Raw genomic sequence first — 15,130 nt, forward strand, 5'->3', positions numbered from 1 at the left:
TGAGTCCGCGTGAGGCATCGAGAAGGACGCGCGCGGCGCGCGGGAGCCGCGCTGGCCGCCGTACTGACATGGGTGGCACTGCTGGCAGGATGCTCGTCGGGCGGCCCGGGCCCGCTCGGGCTCGACGCGGCGCCCGGCAAGCACCCGGCACCCGAGGACGTCATCCACATCACCCCCGACGACGGCAGCAGGGCCGTACGCCCCGGCCGGCCGCTGCGGATCCGGGTCCCCGGCGGCCGCCTGCAGAAGGTGACCGTCGTCCGGTCGCAGGACGCGCGGGACGCGCAGGCCGTGCCGGTCCCCGGGCGGATCAGCGCGGACGGCACGGCATGGCGGCCGGACGCCGACCGGCTGGTGCTCGCCGCCGAGTACACCGTCGACGTGGTGGCGCTGGACTCCATGGGCCGCCGCTCGGCCCGGCACACCACCTTCACCACGTTCGTCCCCGACGCGCGGTTCATCGGCTACGTCACCCCCGAGGACCACGCCGTGGTCGGCACCGGCATGATCGTCTCCCTGGACTTCAGCCGGCCGATCGCCGACCGCGCCGCCGTCGAACGCGCCGTACGCGTCACCGCGCGGCCCGCTGTGGAGATCCGCCCGCACTGGTTCGGGCGCAGCCGGCTCGACTTCCGCCCCGAGCGGTACTGGAAGCCCGGCACCCAGGTCACCGTCGACCTGAACCTGCGCGACGTCCAGGGGGCGCCCGGCGTCTACGGGCTGCAGGACAAGACGTTCTCCTTCACGATCGGCCGCAGCCAGGTCTCGCGGGTCGACGCGGCCCGGCACACCATGCAGGTGCGCCGGGACGGACGGCTGCTCGCCACCGTGCCGATCACCGCGGGCGCACCCGAGAACCCCACGTACAACGGCAAGATGGTGGTGATGGACATGCTGGAGGTCACCCGCATGGACAGCCGCACGGTCGGGTTCGGCGGCGAGTACGACATCCCCGACGTCCCGCACGCCCTCAGGCTCACCGACTCCGGGACCTTCGTGCACGGCAACTACTGGTCCCCGAACGCCCCGGGGCACGTCAACGTCAGCCACGGCTGCGTGGGGCTCAGGGACGTCAAGGGCGGCGGAGCGGACACCCCGGCCGGCTGGTTCTTCGACCGCAGTCTCGTCGGCGACGTCGTCGAGGTCGTGCACAGCGACGAGCGGACCGTCGCCCCCGACAACGGCCTGGGCGGGTGGAACATGGGCTGGCAGGAGTGGAAGGCCGGCAGCGCGGAGAAGTAACCAGGTGAGGGGCCCCTGTTGGGGCGGCGGCGCGGCGGCGGAAGTTGCGACGGAACAGTGACATTCGCCTGACACCCCGCCCATAACCAGGCGGTTAATATGCGCGCACCAGTGTGGTGGGGAGCGGGCCTGACCAGGTCCGGCGAGGGGAGAACAACTTGAACATGCGGCCTGTACCGGGGGCGTCGAAGGCGGGGCGGCGGGGCCGTGGGGGACTGGCGCTGATATCCGGCGCCCTCGTGCTCGCCCTCGCCGCGTGTGGCGGTGGCGGCGGCAAGGGGGCCGACGGCAAGGGCGAGGACTCCAGCACCCAGCAGGGCAAGCAGCAGTCCGCCGCCGCCGTCACCATCTCGCCCAAGTCCGGCGCCACCGGCGTCGACACCAGCGGCGCGCTCAAGGTGAGCGTCGCCAAGGGCAGGCTGACCGAGGTCACCGTCAAGGACGCCAAGGGCCACGCGGTCGCCGGCGCGCTCACCGGCGGGGGCACCTCCTGGACGCCGTCCACCCATCTCGCCGCGTCCACCACGTACACCGTGCACGCGGTCGCCAAGGACTCCGCGGGCCGCGAGGCCGCCGAGGACTCCCGGTTCACCACCCTGACCCCGAAGAACACCTTCCTCGGCTACTTCACCCCCGAGGACGGCTCCACCGTCGGCGTCGGCATGCCGTTCTCCGTCAACTTCACCCGGGGCATCACGCACCCGGACGCCGTCGAGAAGGCCATAAAGATCAAGACCGAGCCGGCCGTGGACGTCGAGGGCCACTGGTTCGGCAACGACCGCCTGGACTTCCGCCCGGAGAAGTACTGGAAGGAAGGCACCAAGGTCACCGTCGACCTCGACCTCGACGGGGTCGAGGGCCGCGACGGCGTCTACGGCAAGCAGCACAAGACGCTCACCTTCACGATAGGCCGCAACCAGGTCTCGATCGTGGACGCCAAGAAGCACACGATGAAGGTCACCCAGGACGGCAAGGTCGTCAGGACCCTCCCGGTCACCACCGGCAAGCCCGGCTACGACACCTGGAACGGCCAGATGGTCATCAGCGAGAAGCTCACCGTCACGCGCATGAACGGCGAGACGGTCGGCTACGGCGGCGAGTACGACATCAAGGACGTCCCGCACGCCATGCGCCTGACCACCTCCGGCACCTTCCTGCACGGCAACTACTGGGGCGGCGGCGCGTTCGGCAACTACAACGCCAGCCACGGCTGCGTCGGCCTGCGCGACGTGCGCGGCGGCTACGACAGCTCCACCCCGGCGGCCTGGATGTTCAACCACTCGATCATCGGCGACGTGGTGATCGTGAAGAACTCCCACGACCGCACGGTGGACCCGGCGAACGGGCTGAACGGGTGGAACATGTCGTGGGCGGACTGGACGAAGTGACCCTTCACTGAGATACGGGCCCGGCGCCGCGAACCACGGCACCGGGCCCGCCGCCGTTGCTCCCGGTGCCGTGCCTGCCTGGGGGAGCCCTCCGGGCCTCCCGACCCCAGCCCCCCTGACCCCCGGCCGCGTGTGATCGACCGCACCTGAGCCGTCGCCGTTAATCCCCGTGCTGTGCCTGCCTGGGGGGCGACCCCCAGACCCCCGGCCGCGTGTGATCGACCGCACCTGAGCCGTCGCCGTTAATCCCCGTGCTGTGCCTGCCTGGGGGCGACCCCCAGACCCCCGGCCGCGTGTGATCGACCGCACCTGAGCCGTCGCCGTTAATCCCCGTGCTGTGCCTGCCTGGGGGCGACCCCCAGACCCCCGGCCGCGTGTGATCGACCGCACCTGAGCCGTCGCCGTTAATCCCCGTGCTGTGCCTGCCTGGGGAGCGACCCCCAGACCCCCGGCCGCGTGTGATCGACCGCACCTGAGCCGTCGCCGTTAATCCCCGTTAACCTGCCTGCATGACCGTCACTCTCGAAGTCGCCGAAGGCGTCGGAACCCTGCGCCTGGACCGTCCGCCGATGAACGCGCTGGACATCGCCACCCAGGACCGGCTGAAGGAACTCGCCGAGGAGGCCACGCGCCGCGACGACGTGCGCGCCGTGGTGATCTACGGCGGCGAGCGGGTGTTCGCGGCGGGCGCGGACATCAAGGAGATGCAGAACATGGACCACACCGGGATGGTCCTGCGCGCCCGCGCCCTGCAGGACTCCTTCACGGCCGTGGCCCGCATCCCCAAGCCCGTCGTCGCCGCCATCACCGGCTACGCCCTCGGCGGCGGCTGCGAACTGGCCCTGTGCGCCGACTACCGCATCGCCGCCGAGAACGCCAAGCTCGGCCAGCCCGAGATCCTGCTCGGCCTGATCCCGGGCGCCGGCGGCACCCAGCGGCTGCCCCGGCTGGTCGGCCCCTCCAAGGCCAAGGACCTCATCTTCACCGGCCGCCAGGTCAAGGCCGACGAGGCCCTCGCGATCGGCCTGGTCGACCGCGTCGTCCCGGCCGCCGAGGTGTACGAGCAGGCGCACGCCTGGGCCGCGAAGCTCGCTCAGGGCCCGGCGATCGCCCTGCGCGCGGCGAAGGAGTCGGTGGACACCGGGCTGGAGACCGACATCGACACCGGGCTCGCCGTCGAACGCAACTGGTTCGCGGGCCTGTTCGCCACCGAGGACCGCGAGACCGGCATGCGCAGCTTCGTGGAGGAGGGCCCGGGCAAGGCCAAGTTCCGCTAGCCGGAGCTGTGTGATCTTTCGCCAACTCCGCCGGGTGGTCCTGCAGTTGACGCGTCGTCTCGTCCGTGTCCCTCGATGGGGCGGTTTATGGGAGCCTTAACGCAGCCTTAAGCCCGCGTTGTCGAGGGAGGCCGACGATTGCCCGGAAGTGAGCCGTCTTCGCAGGTCAATCGGGGCCTACCGGCTGGTGACATGTCGTCGGCATATGCCGGTCGCCCGGCGGAGAGCGGGGGCGCGCAGGGGGCGTATTCCCCGGGAACGGCCCCCAAGACGGCTCCGGGCCGCCATCATGTTGGCATGGCGGGGCTGGAGGGCATCGAACAGCCGCGGGGACACAGCCGTGCGGCCGCGGCGCGCTGGTCGCCCACGGTCGAGGACGAACGGGCGCTCAAGGCGCTCGAACTGTTCGGCAACCCGACGGAGGCGGAGGTGCCGCTGCCGTCCCGCCCGGAGTCCGCGGCCACCGCCCGCCGGCTCGCCCAGGTCGTCGTGCTGCGCACCTGGCGGCTCACCCCCAAGCTCACCGAGGACTGCGTGCTGCTCGTGTCCGAGCTGGTCGGCAACGCCGTACGGCACACCGGCGCCCGGGTTTTCGGCCTGCGGATGCGCCGCCGCCCCGGCTGGATCCGGGTGGAGGTCCGCGACCCCTCGCGCGGCCTGCCCTGTCTGATGCCGGTGCAGGAGATGGACACCAGCGGCCGGGGGCTGTTCCTCGTCGACCGGCTCTCCGACCGCTGGGGCGTGGACCTCTTACCGCGGGGCAAGACGACGTGGTTCGAGATGCGGGTGGCCGACCGGTAGCCCTGGAGTGACCTCCGCGCCGACACGACCCGAAATCATTCTTCTTTCGGGGCAATCGGCGGTTTTCTTACCTGACGCCCCTTAAATGGTGCGGGTGACCACGACCAACCGACGCGACGTGCTGCGCGCGGGCGCCGGGCTCGTCGCCGGCGGTGCGCTCGCCGCCGGTTGCGGCGCGGACCGGACCGCCCGGCCCGGCACCCCGGATCCCACGTCCCCGCCCCCGTCCGGTACCCCCTCCGCCCCCCGTCCGGCCGGCGCCCATGCCGCGCCCGCCCCCCGCGCCTACCCCGGGCAGCCCGCCCAGATCACCCACGGCCCGCGCACCCGCCCCCAGGTCGCCCTCACCTTCCACGGCCAGGGCGACCCGGACCTCGCCCACGCGCTGCTCACCGAGGCCGAGAAGGCCGGCGCCCGCCTCACCGTGCTCGCCGTCGGCACCTGGCTGGACGAACACCCCGACGTGGCCCGCCGGATCCTCGACGGCGGCCACGACCTCGGCAACCACACCCAGCGCCACATCGCGGTCAACACCCTGGCCGAGGCGGACGCCCGCAGGGAGATCACCGACTGCGCGGACCGGCTGAAGCGGCTCACCGGGTCCATCGGCACCTGGTTCCGCCCCTCCCGCGCACCGGCCGCCTCCCCGCTGGTCGCCCGGCTCGCCCGCGCCGCCGGCTACCCGCACGTGCTGTCGTACGACGTCGACTCACTCGACTACACCCGGCCCGGCGCCGCCGCCGTCACCCGCAAGGTTCTCGCCGACGTGCGCGCCGGGTCGGTGGTGAGCATGCACTTCGGGTACCCGGACACGGTCGCCGCCCTGCCCGTCCTCCTCCACGAACTCGGCCGCCGTAAACTGCGCGCGGTCACCACCACGGAGCTGCTGAGCTGATGCGAACCACGAAAGCCGCCCGACTGCTGGCGGCCGGCGCCGCCCTCACCGCCCTGACGCTGCTGTCCGCGTGCAGCACGGGGGCTCAGCACCACGGCAACGACGCCCTCGCCAGCAAGGCGCCGGCCCGCCCGGGCACCGGCAAACGGCAGGTCGACGTGCTGCCCGGGATGCCGCCCGTCGACAACCCCAGGGACCTCTACGCGGCCGACCGCCCCAACCAGCTCTCCCCGGTCGTCAAGGACTTCCCGTCCCGGGTGTACGTCCCCAACACCAACTCCAACACCGTCACCGTCATCGACCCCAAGACCTACGAGGTCATCGACACGCTGCGGGTCGGCCGCCAGCCCCAGCACGTCGTGCCGTCCTGGGACCTGAAGACCCTGTGGGTCAACAACGACCTCGGCAACAGCCTCACCCCGATCGACCCGCGGACCGGCAAGGCGGGCAAGCCGGTCGCCGTGCACGACCCGTACAACCTGTACTTCACGCCCGACGGCAGGTACGCCGTCGTGATGGCCTCCCGGGACCGCGAGCTGGTCTTCCGGGACGCGCACACCATGAAGGTCGTCAAGGCCGTGCCGGTCAGCTGCTACGGCGTCAACCACGCCGACTTCTCGCCCGACGGGCGCTACTTCATCGTCTCCTGCGAGTTCAGCGGCGAGATCCTCAAGGTCGACACCGCGAAGATGAAGGTCGTGCGCCAGGAGAGGCTGCCGTACGCCGGAGCGATGCCGCAGGACGTCAAGATCTCCCCGGACGGGAAGCTGTTCTACATCGCCGACATGGTGGCGAACGGCCTGTGGATCCTGGACGGCGACAAGTTCACCCGGCCGAGGTTCCTCTACACCGGCAAGGGCGCCCACGGCCTCTACATCAGCCGCGACTCCCGCGAGATGTACATCTCCAACCGGGGCGAGGGCACCATCTCCGTCTTCGACTTCGCCAAGAAGCGGCTCACCGAGAAGTGGCACCTGCCCGGCGGCGGCAGCCCGGACATGGGCGGCGTCTCCGCCGACGGCACGGTCCTGTGGCTGTCCGGCCGCTACAACGCCGAGGTGTACGCCATCGACACCCGCACCGGGAAGGAACTGGCCCGCATCAAGGTCGGCAGCGGCCCGCACGGCCTGGCCGTCTACCCGCAGCCGGGCCGCTACTCGCTCGGGCACACCGGCATCTTCCGCTGACCGCCGACCAGGCGCCGGACCGGGCGGACACGCCGCCGGTCGGGTGATGATCCACGCAGAACGGCCGGCCGACCGCCATCGTGCTGCGCATGATCATCACCCGTCTGCGGCGCCGTGCCGCCGCCGCCATCGTGTCACTCGGCGCCGTCCTCGCCACCACGGCCGCCACCGCCCCGGCCGCACCGCACACGGCCCCCACCAGGGCGGCCGCCCCGGCCTGCCCCCAGTTCGAGGACAAGCTCAAGGCCGCCGCCGAACGCGACGTGGACCTCGACCGGATCACCCCGGCACCCGCGTGGCGCACCGGTTGCGGCACGCTCTACCGCAGCGACAGCCGGGGCCCGTCGGTCGTCTTCGAGCAGGGCTTCCACCCCAGGGACGTCGTGAAGGGCCAGTACGACATCGAGCAGTACGTCCTGGTCAACCAGCCGTCCCCGTACGTCTCCACGACGTACGACCACGACCTGTACAGGACCTGGTACAAATCGGGTTACAACTACTACATCGACGCCCCGGGCGGCATCGACGTCAACAGGACCATCGGCGACACCCACAAATGGGCCGACCAGGTCGAGGTCGCCTTCCCCGGCGGCATCGCCCGGCAGTACATCATCGGGGTCTGCCCGGTCGACAAGAAGACCAAGACCGAGATCATGAGCGACTGCGAGAGCAACCCGCACTACCAGCCCTGGCACTGACGGCCGGGCGGCCTTGAGTCTCCAGCCGCTGGAGGGACCAGACTCGCCGCATGACCGAAGACGGCACCGGACTTCTCACCATCGGCGAGCTGGCCCGGGCCACCGGGCTGACCGTGCGCACCATCCGCTACTGGTCGGACGAGGGCGTCCTCACCCCGGTGACCCGGTCCTCCGGCGGCTACCGGCTCTACGACGCCGCCGCCGTCGCCCGCCTGGAACTGATCCGCACCCTGCGCGAGCTGGGCCTCGGCCTGGACGACGTACGCGGGGTGCTGGCCGGGGAGCGGTCGGTCGCCGAGGTGGCGGCCACGCACGTCGCGGCCCTGGACGCGCAGATCCGGTCACTGAAGGTGACCCGCGCGGTGCTGTCGACGGTCGCCCGACGAGGCTCGAGCGCAGAGGAGACGGCACTGATGAACAAGTTGGCGCGGCTGTCCGCCGCCGAACGGCAGCGGATCATGGAGGAGTTCGTGGCGGAGACGCTGCACGGGCTGGACACCGTGGACCCCGACATCCAGGAGCGGATGCGGCAGACCGCGGTCCGCCTGGCGGAGAACCCCACGCCCGAAGAGGTCGACGCCTGGGTGGAGCTGGCGGAGATGCTCCAGGACCCGGAGTTCCGCGCGCAGATGCGGCAGGCCGTCGAGTTCAACGCGGCCGACCGGCAGCCCGGTGAACCGCGCGGGCGGTCGCTGTGGTTCGCCAAGCGGCTGGTCGAGCTCGTGGCGCCGGTCCGCGAGCGCGGTGTGCGGCCCGCCGCACCGGAGGCCGACCGGGTGCTGGACGAGCTCTTCGGCGACGCCGACCGGGCCGCCGTGCTGGAACGCATGACGGCCGGGTTCAACGAGCGCGTCGCCCGCTACCGGGAACTGCTCGCCGTCGTCAACCGCACTCCGGCGCCTCCGCACGCCGAGGACTTCGCCTGGGTGGTCGCCGCACTCCGTGTTCGTGCGGGCCGTTAATCTGACCAGCGTCAGTACGCCAGCACGGCATGAGAAACACGACCAAAAGGGGCGGATCGGTGGCGGACATCGAGGAAGCACGCAAGCAGTTCCAGCGGATCGACGCGGACGGTGACGGATTCATCACGGCCGCGGAGTTCAAGAGCGCCCTCGCGCAGGGCGGTGACTGGAACGTCACCGAGACCGTCGCGGAGGCCATCATCAAGCAGCGCGACCTCAACGGCGACAAGGTCCTGTCGTTCGACGAGTTCTGGGCGTACCTGAACAAGTGAGGCCGGAACACGTGAGGCACGGCACCGCGTGAGGCACGGCACCGCGTGACGCACGGCGCAGGGGGCTCTCCCGACGGGAGGGTCCCCTCCGTCATGCCGTATGCGGTCATGCGGTCATGCCGTCACGGCGAACGCCGGATCCGCACGCTCCACCGGCCGTCGCGCCGCTCCAGCGTCAGCGGCAGGTCGAAGCACTTGCCGACCTGGTCGCCGGTGAGCACCTCCGCCGCGGGCCCCTGCGCGATCACCCGGCCGTCCCGCAGCAGCACGGCGTGCGTGGTGCCGGCGGGCAGCTCCTCCAGGTGATGGGTGACGAGCACGGTCGCCAGCGCCGGATGCGCGGCCCGCAGCTCCTCCAGCGCCTCGATCAGCCGCTCCCGGCCCGGCAGGTCAAGACCGGTCGCCGGCTCGTCGAGCAGCAGCAGCCGGGGCTCCGGCATCAGGGCCCGCGCGATCAGCGTCCGGCCGCGCTGCCCCTGGGAGAGCGTCGGCCAGCGGGCGTCCCGCAGCGCGGCCAGCCCCAGCGTGGCCAGCAGCGCCTCGGCCCGCTCCGCCTGCTGAGGCGTCGGCCGCCACCGGGGCACCGGCTCCACCGAGTTGGTCACCCCGGTGAGCACCACGTCCCGCACTGTCAGCGGCGAGGCCAGCGGATGGCGGGGGTTGACGTGACCGACGAGCGCCCGCAGCTCGCGCAGATCGACCCGGCCGAGCCGCCGCCCGAGCACGTCCACCGTGCCCCGGGTCGGATGCACCACCGCCCCCAGCAGGCCCAGCAGCGTGGACTTGCCCGCGCCGTTCGCGCCGAGCAGCGCCCAGTGCTCACCGGCCCGGACCGTCAGGGAGATCTCCTGGAGGATGGGGCGCCCGTCCCGGACCAGATCCACACCCTCGGCGCGCAGCACCTCGCTCACCGGGCCACCGCCCGGTTCACCGCGGACGGCACCGCCCGCACGCCGGCCGACGGTCCGGTGCCGACGCCGTGGCGGGTGCGCGGCAGACACGCCACGCCGCCCTCGGCCGACTGGGAACGGACGCGGATCACCGCTCTCGTACCGCCTTCCTGGTGGGTGCCGGGGAACGCCGTGTGCACCAGCTCCGTGCCGGTGCCGAGAAGCAGCGGACCGCCGAGCGTCATGCCGGGTACGCTAGCGACACCTCAGCTCCTCAGACAAGTGAGAACCGACCGGCAAGCCCGTAGCCCCGCACGCAAGTTGGTGACCCCATGCCGCTCGGCCCCCTCCGCCCCAGCCCCCTGGTCGAGCAGGCCGCGGACCGGCTGCGCGCACGGATCGCCGCCGGTGACTGGCCGGTCGGCGGCAAGCTGCCCGGCGAGACCACCATCGCCAGGGAACTCGGCGTCGGCCGCTCCACCGTCCGCGAGGCGCTGCGCGCTCGCCGGCGCCGGGCTGGTCCGGCCCCGGCACGGCGCCGGCGTCTTCGTCATCGCCACCGAACCCGCCGAGGACTGGCCCACCCGGCTGGGCCGGGCTGCGGTCACGGACGTCTACGAGGTCCGCATGGGCGTCGAGGTGCAGGCCGCCCGCCTCGCCGCGCACCGCCGCACCCCCGAGGACGTCACCGCGCTGCGGGCGGCGCTCGAGGGCCGCCGGGCGGCGGCCGCCGGGGACGACGCCGGTTTCATCGACGCCGACATCGCCCTGCACACGGCCGTGGTCGCCGCCGCCCGCAACCCCGTGCTCGCCGACCTGTTCACCGAGTTCGCGCCCGTCCTGCGGGAGGGCCTGCTGACCCTGCTCGACCTCACCCGCCTGCGCGAGCACGACCCCAACACCCACGACACCTCCCACGAGGCCCTCGTCCGGGCCATCGCCGACGGGAACGCCGAGGAGGCCGCGGCGGTACTGCTGGCGGAACTGGAGGAGACGCTGCACCTGCTGCGGGCAGGCGGCTGACCCCGAGCGCCACGGCCGTACGGACCTACGCCGCACCCCGCCGGTACTGGCCGGGCGGCACCCCGTACTCCCGCTTGAAGGCCTTGGCGAAGGCGAACTCCGAGGTGTACCCGGTGCGTTCGGCGATCTGACGCAGCGACAGGTCGTCCGAGCGCAGCAGCCGGCCCGCCGTCGTCATCCGCCACCAGGTCAGATACGTCAGCGGCGGCTCACCCACCAGCGCCGTGAACCGGCGGGCGAACGCCGCCCTGGACAGCCCGCCCGCGGCGCCGAGTTCCGCCACCGTCCAGGCGCGCCCCGGCTCGGCGTGGATCGCGCGCAGCGCCTCGGTGACCACCGGATCGGCCAGCGCCGCCGCCCAGCCCCGCGCGCGCCCCGCCGCACGCTCGCTCTCCCACCAGGCCCGCAGGATGAACAGCAGCAGCGTGTCCAGCAGCGAGGTGACGATCGCGTCCGTGCCCGGCCGCTGCTCCTGAAGCTCCATCCCGAGCAGCTCCACCGCAGCCCGCAGCGAGCGATGCCCGCCGACGGTGGCGGGCAGGTGCACCACCTCCGGCAGCTCGGCCAGCAACCGGTGCGAGCGGTCCCGGTCCAGCCGGTAGACCCCGCACAGCGTGACCGTGTCCGGGCAGCCCTCCCGCGGCTCCTCGGGCGGCGCCTTGCTCCAGGTGCCGTCCGGCCGCAGCCGTACCTCCCGCGTGGGCACGCCCGGCGCGCTCACCAGGGAGTGCCCGAACCCGTGCGCGAGGAAGACCACGTCCCCCGGCGCCAGCGCCACCGGCTCACCGTCCTGCGGGACCAGCCAGGCCGACCCGCGCAGCACCACATGGAACCCGGCCTCGTCGGTGTCGGCGAACCGCAGCCCCCAGGGCGCGTACTGGTACCGATGCGCGGAGTGCGGCCGGCCGATGCGCATGGCCGCGACGACATCGCTGAGCACGTCCATGCACCCACCCTAGCCACGCGGGTTTCCGGGCGGGAGACGATCGGACAGGAACCGGAGACCGGAGGACATGGAACGTCTCGCGGCCCGCTTCTAGCGTCGGCGGCATGACAACTTCCGCACGCGCAGTGCTCTTTCACGAAACCGGCGGCCCCGAGGTGCTCACCGTCGAGCAGACCGAACTGCCGGACCCCGGGCCGGACGAGGTGCTGGTGAGGGTCGAGGCGATCGGTCTGAACCGGGCCGAGGCGATGCTCCGCGCCGGCACCTACTGGTACCAGCCGGCCCTGCCGGGCTCGCGCAACGGGTACGAGGCCGCCGGCGAGGTGGTGGCGGTCGGCGCGGACGTGACGGCGTTCGCACCCGGTGACCCCGTGCTCAGCGCGGCGAACTTCAACCTCAGCTCCCACGGGGTCTACGGCGACCTGGCGCTGCTGCCCGAGACCTCCGTCGTGCCGCGCCCGTCCGGTGCCGACGCGGTCACCGCCGCCGCCGTCTGGCTCACCTACACCACGGCCTACGGCGCCCTGGTCGAACGGGCGCGGTTGGCGGCCGGGCAGCACGTCCTGATCACGGCGGCGGCCGGCGGGGCCGGCACCGCCGCCATCCAGATCGCCCGGCGCTCCGGCGCGATCCCCGTCGCCGCCACCCGCAGCGAGGCGAAGCGGCAGGCGCTGCTCGACGCGGGCGCGGAACTGGTCGTCGTGGGCGACCACGAGGACGTGATCAAGGAGACGATGCGGCTGACCGGCGGCCGGGGCGCCGACATCGTGCTGGACGCCATCGGCGGCCCCGTCTTCCGCGAGCTGGGCCGGGCAGCCGCCGACGACGCCTGCATGGTCAGCTACGGCTGGCTGTCCGAGCGGCCCATCGAACTTCCCAGGAACTGGCCCGTCACCGTGCACGGTTACAGCAACCTCCAGATGACCGGCACCCCCGAGGGCCGCCACCGCGCCGCCCACTACCTGGCCGCAGGCCTCGCCGACGGCACCCTGCGGCCGGTGATCGCCGAGGTGTACGACGGCCTCGACCGCATCCGGGACGCGCACCGCCTGATGGAGTCGAACCGCCACACCGGCAAGATCGTCGTACGGCCGTGAGGGCGTTCACCTGATCGCCGCGGCCGCGGAATAGCTGCCGCACCGGCGAGGTTGTCGCCCGACAGACGCATGCACACGCATGCAACGATCCCGGAAGGCGTGTCATGAAGATCGGCATCATCGGCGCGGGGAACATCGGCGGCAACCTCACCCGGCGGCTCACCGCCCTCGGCCACGACGTCGCCGTGGCCAACTCCCGCGGCCCCGAGACACTCAGGGAACTGGCCGAGGAGACCGGAGCGACCGCGGTACGGGCGCAGGACGCGGCCAAGGGGGCCGAGGTCGTGGTCGTCACCGTCCCCCTCAAGGCCGTACCCGGCCTTCCCTCCGGCCTGCTGGACGGCGCCGCCGAGGGGGCCGCGGTGATCGACACCGGCAACTACTACCCGCAGCAGCGCGACGGCCGGATCGCGGCCATCGAGGACGAGGGCCTCACCGAGAGCCGCTGGACCGAACGGCACCTCGGCCACCCCGTGATCAAGGCCTTCAACGGCACCTACGCCCAGGACATCCTGGACCGCCCCCGCCCCGCGGGCGACCCCGAGCGCATCGCCCTGCCGGTCGCCGGCGACGACGAGGCGGCCAAGGCCAAGGTCCGCGCCCTGATCGACGAACTCGGCTTCGACACGGTCGACGCGGGCGGCATCGACGACTCCTGGCGCCAGCAGCCCGGCACCCCGGTCTACGGCCTCCGCGGCAACACGGAAGCCGTACAGAAGGCCCTCACCGCAGCCACCCCCGAGCGCCCGGCGGACTTCCGGGGCTGAGACGGCACTACGGCGTGGCCCACTCCTTCAGCGCGGCCTTGCTGGAGAAGTCGGCCACGTCCTTGTCGTGCGGGGTGCTGGTGTACTGGTGGAAGCGCCACTTGGCCTTGATGCGGGGGTGGCCGGCGGTGACGTAGTCGGCGATCCAGAGGCCGTCACCGGCGTACGAGGTGTTGTCGATGTTCAGCCAAAAGTCGCGATTGCAGTAGAGCACGACCCTGTTGTGCGGTCGGAGGCTCTTCAGGGTGCGGATGAAGTGGTCCTTCTCCGCGTTGCTCGCGTGGGTGCCGTCGCCGGTGGTCTCCCAGTCGACCGCGAGGATGTCGCCGGCCCGCTCGGGGGCGTGCTGGACGAAGTACTCGGCCTGGGCGGTGATGTTGCCGGGCCACAGGAAGTGGTAGAAGCCGACGACCAGTCCGGCGTCGCGGCCTCTCTTGGTCTGGGCGCTGAGCCGCGGATTGACGTACGAACGGCCCTCCGTCGCCTTGATGAAGACGAAGGAGAGGCCGTCCGTGTCGTACGCGGAGGACTGGAAGGCGCTTACGTCGATGCCGTGCAACATGTAGGGGTTCTGCCCCTTGCGCCCCGATCCGGAACCTCAGCTTCGGGTGGTCACCTCGCTGAGCACCGACGGTGACTTCGCCGACCAGTCGGAGGTGATGATGCTCGCGTGGTCCTTGGCCAACAGGTCGAGCCGCGCGGCGACTTCGGCGTCCGTGGGGTTGGTGGAGGAGATGGCGGGGGAGACGCCGGCGGCGTCGGTCATGATCGAGATGTAGTGGTTCGCGGAGTAGAACGACGTGTCGTACCCGTTGCCGACGTACGTCGCCGCGTCGCCGTCGAAGAAGACGAACCAGGGGCGGATCGAGGTGTCGGAGGTCCAGCGGGTCGCCCGCGGGTCGCCGTTCGCCGCGCCCAGCACCGCCGGGAAGGCCTGGGCCTGCGCGATGTTCCCGGCCGCGTACAGGTCGCGCAGATGGTCGCCGTACTCCTGGTCGGTCCAGTAGTGGTCGAAGGGGTTGTCCATCTCCACGGTGCCGGGGATGACCTCGAAGAGGAACTTGCCCTTGAGGGCGTCACGGGACGGCCAGGCGTCGGCCTTGGCGGCCGCGTCCAGGGTGCTGTAGGTGCCGCCGAGCAGGTCGGCCGGCTTGTAGACGCTGCTGCCGAGCTTCTGGCTGATCAGCGTGTCGAACTCGTCCGGTCCGAGCCCCACGTTGTTGTTGAAGCCGACCTTCATCTCGATCTTGAAGACGATCGGCGGGTGGTCGGGGTGGAGCTGGTTCCAGGCCGCGATGTTGTCCAGGCAGCTGCCGAAGTCCTGGTCGCGGCTGGTGCTGTACAGCTGGCCCGGGGTCTTCGCGGTCTCGCAGTTGTTGTCGTCGCCCCACGGGTTGCTGTGGCTCACCCGCCAGCGCTTGCTGATGCTGTCCGCGTAGACGTCGATCTCGAGCAGCGAGGCGCCCGAGTCCAACGCCTGGGCGAAGTAGGTGTACTTGGACTTGTCGTACGCGTTGTGCGTGCCGATCGCCGTCGTCTGGGAGAACTTCGGCGCCGCCGCGTGGGCGTTGCCCGCTCCCACCGCCACCAGAGCGGCGGCCCCCACGAGTGCCGCCAGCCGTCTCACCGCACCCATAGCCCAACTCCCTTTCGCTGTAGCCGAGTTGACGGCAGCGTAGGGGTGA

Annotated in this window: 16 protein-coding genes and 1 pseudogene; 12 read left to right on the top strand and 5 right to left on the bottom strand. The window is 71.8% G+C overall.

From position 1 onward, the window contains the following. Positions 1–9: 9 nt before the first annotated feature. The 9 genes from ACGFZN_RS36405 (at position 10) to ACGFZN_RS36445 (ending at position 8,722) form a co-directional block, all read left to right on the top strand. Complete coding sequence (locus ACGFZN_RS36405; RefSeq protein WP_393862752.1) at positions 10–1,242, top strand: Ig-like domain-containing protein; 1,233 nt, start codon at positions 10–12, stop codon at positions 1,240–1,242. A gap of 158 nt (positions 1,243–1,400) precedes the next feature. Next, complete coding sequence (locus tag ACGFZN_RS36410; protein ID WP_393862753.1) at positions 1,401–2,630, top strand: Ig-like domain-containing protein; 1,230 nt, start codon at positions 1,401–1,403, stop codon at positions 2,628–2,630. A 509-nt stretch (positions 2,631–3,139) separates the two neighbouring features. Then, positions 3,140–3,907 (top strand): enoyl-CoA hydratase/isomerase family protein, encoded by a 768-nt coding sequence (locus ACGFZN_RS36415; RefSeq protein WP_393862754.1) that lies wholly within the window; start codon positions 3,140–3,142, stop codon positions 3,905–3,907. Between the two features lie 297 nt (positions 3,908–4,204). Then, complete coding sequence (locus ACGFZN_RS36420) at positions 4,205–4,708, top strand: ATP-binding protein (protein ID WP_393862755.1); 504 nt, start codon at positions 4,205–4,207, stop codon at positions 4,706–4,708. A gap of 85 nt (positions 4,709–4,793) precedes the next feature. After that, entirely contained in the window at positions 4,794–5,603 is an 810-nt protein-coding gene (locus ACGFZN_RS36425) for a polysaccharide deacetylase family protein (protein WP_393862756.1), read from the top strand. Next, complete coding sequence (locus ACGFZN_RS36430; protein WP_393862757.1) at positions 5,603–6,790, top strand: beta-propeller fold lactonase family protein; 1,188 nt, start codon at positions 5,603–5,605, stop codon at positions 6,788–6,790. The genes ACGFZN_RS36425 and ACGFZN_RS36430 overlap by 1 nt, the downstream gene beginning before the upstream one ends. Before the next feature lie 89 nt (positions 6,791–6,879). Further along, the gene (locus tag ACGFZN_RS36435) at positions 6,880–7,488 is read left to right on the top strand and encodes an ADP-ribosyltransferase (RefSeq protein ID WP_393862758.1); all 609 of its coding nucleotides are present in this window, start codon (positions 6,880–6,882) and stop codon (positions 7,486–7,488) included. 50 nt (positions 7,489–7,538) lie between these two features. Next, positions 7,539–8,450, top strand: a complete 912-nt coding sequence (locus ACGFZN_RS36440; protein ID WP_393862759.1) for a MerR family transcriptional regulator — start codon at positions 7,539–7,541, stop codon at positions 8,448–8,450. 59 nt (positions 8,451–8,509) lie between these two features. Beyond that, positions 8,510–8,722: an EF-hand domain-containing protein gene (locus tag ACGFZN_RS36445; RefSeq protein ID WP_330337704.1), complete on the top strand. Its 213-nt coding sequence runs from the start codon at positions 8,510–8,512 to the stop codon at positions 8,720–8,722. 122 nt (positions 8,723–8,844) lie between these two features. On the opposite strand, the gene ACGFZN_RS36450 is transcribed toward ACGFZN_RS36445, so the two are convergent. Together ACGFZN_RS36450 and ACGFZN_RS36455 are read right to left on the bottom strand one after the other, a co-directional pair. After that, positions 8,845–9,633: an ABC transporter ATP-binding protein gene (locus ACGFZN_RS36450; protein WP_393862760.1), complete on the bottom strand. Its 789-nt coding sequence runs from the start codon at positions 9,631–9,633 to the stop codon at positions 8,845–8,847. Next, positions 9,630–9,857 carry a hypothetical protein gene (locus ACGFZN_RS36455; protein ID WP_393862761.1) on the bottom strand — a complete coding sequence of 76 codons (228 nt, stop codon included), beginning with the start codon at positions 9,855–9,857 and terminating at the stop codon, positions 9,630–9,632. The genes ACGFZN_RS36450 and ACGFZN_RS36455 overlap by 4 nt, the downstream gene beginning before the upstream one ends. A gap of 87 nt (positions 9,858–9,944) precedes the next feature. Between ACGFZN_RS36455 and ACGFZN_RS36460 the strand changes: the two are divergent. Further along, a pseudogene (locus ACGFZN_RS36460) lies at positions 9,945–10,635 on the top strand (FadR/GntR family transcriptional regulator). Positions 10,636–10,660: 25 nt separating this feature from the next. Here the strand turns inward: ACGFZN_RS36460 and ACGFZN_RS36465 are convergent. Continuing rightward, positions 10,661–11,581: an AraC family transcriptional regulator gene (locus ACGFZN_RS36465; RefSeq protein WP_393862762.1), complete on the bottom strand. Its 921-nt coding sequence runs from the start codon at positions 11,579–11,581 to the stop codon at positions 10,661–10,663. A gap of 104 nt (positions 11,582–11,685) precedes the next feature. On the opposite strand from ACGFZN_RS36465, the gene ACGFZN_RS36470 reads away from it, so the two are divergent. Next, positions 11,686–12,678 (top strand): zinc-dependent alcohol dehydrogenase family protein, encoded by a 993-nt coding sequence (locus tag ACGFZN_RS36470; protein ID WP_393862763.1) that lies wholly within the window; start codon positions 11,686–11,688, stop codon positions 12,676–12,678. 104 nt (positions 12,679–12,782) lie between these two features. Beyond that, the gene (locus tag ACGFZN_RS36475) at positions 12,783–13,445 is read left to right on the top strand and encodes an NADPH-dependent F420 reductase (RefSeq protein WP_393862764.1); all 663 of its coding nucleotides are present in this window, start codon (positions 12,783–12,785) and stop codon (positions 13,443–13,445) included. A 7-nt stretch (positions 13,446–13,452) separates the two neighbouring features. Here the strand turns inward: ACGFZN_RS36475 and ACGFZN_RS36480 are convergent, their stop codons facing one another. Then, a complete protein-coding gene (locus tag ACGFZN_RS36480) occupies positions 13,453–14,007 on the bottom strand; it encodes a glycoside hydrolase family 25 protein (protein WP_393862765.1) in 555 nt (184 codons plus the stop codon). A gap of 36 nt (positions 14,008–14,043) precedes the next feature. Next, positions 14,044–15,081 (bottom strand): phosphatidylinositol-specific phospholipase C domain-containing protein, encoded by a 1,038-nt coding sequence (locus ACGFZN_RS36485; RefSeq protein ID WP_393862766.1) that lies wholly within the window; start codon positions 15,079–15,081, stop codon positions 14,044–14,046. Between the last annotated feature and the right edge of the window lie 49 nt (positions 15,082–15,130).

Source organism: Streptomyces sp. NPDC048192 (assembly GCF_043202415.1).
Taxonomy (GTDB): Bacteria; Actinomycetota; Actinomycetes; order Streptomycetales; family Streptomycetaceae; genus Streptomyces.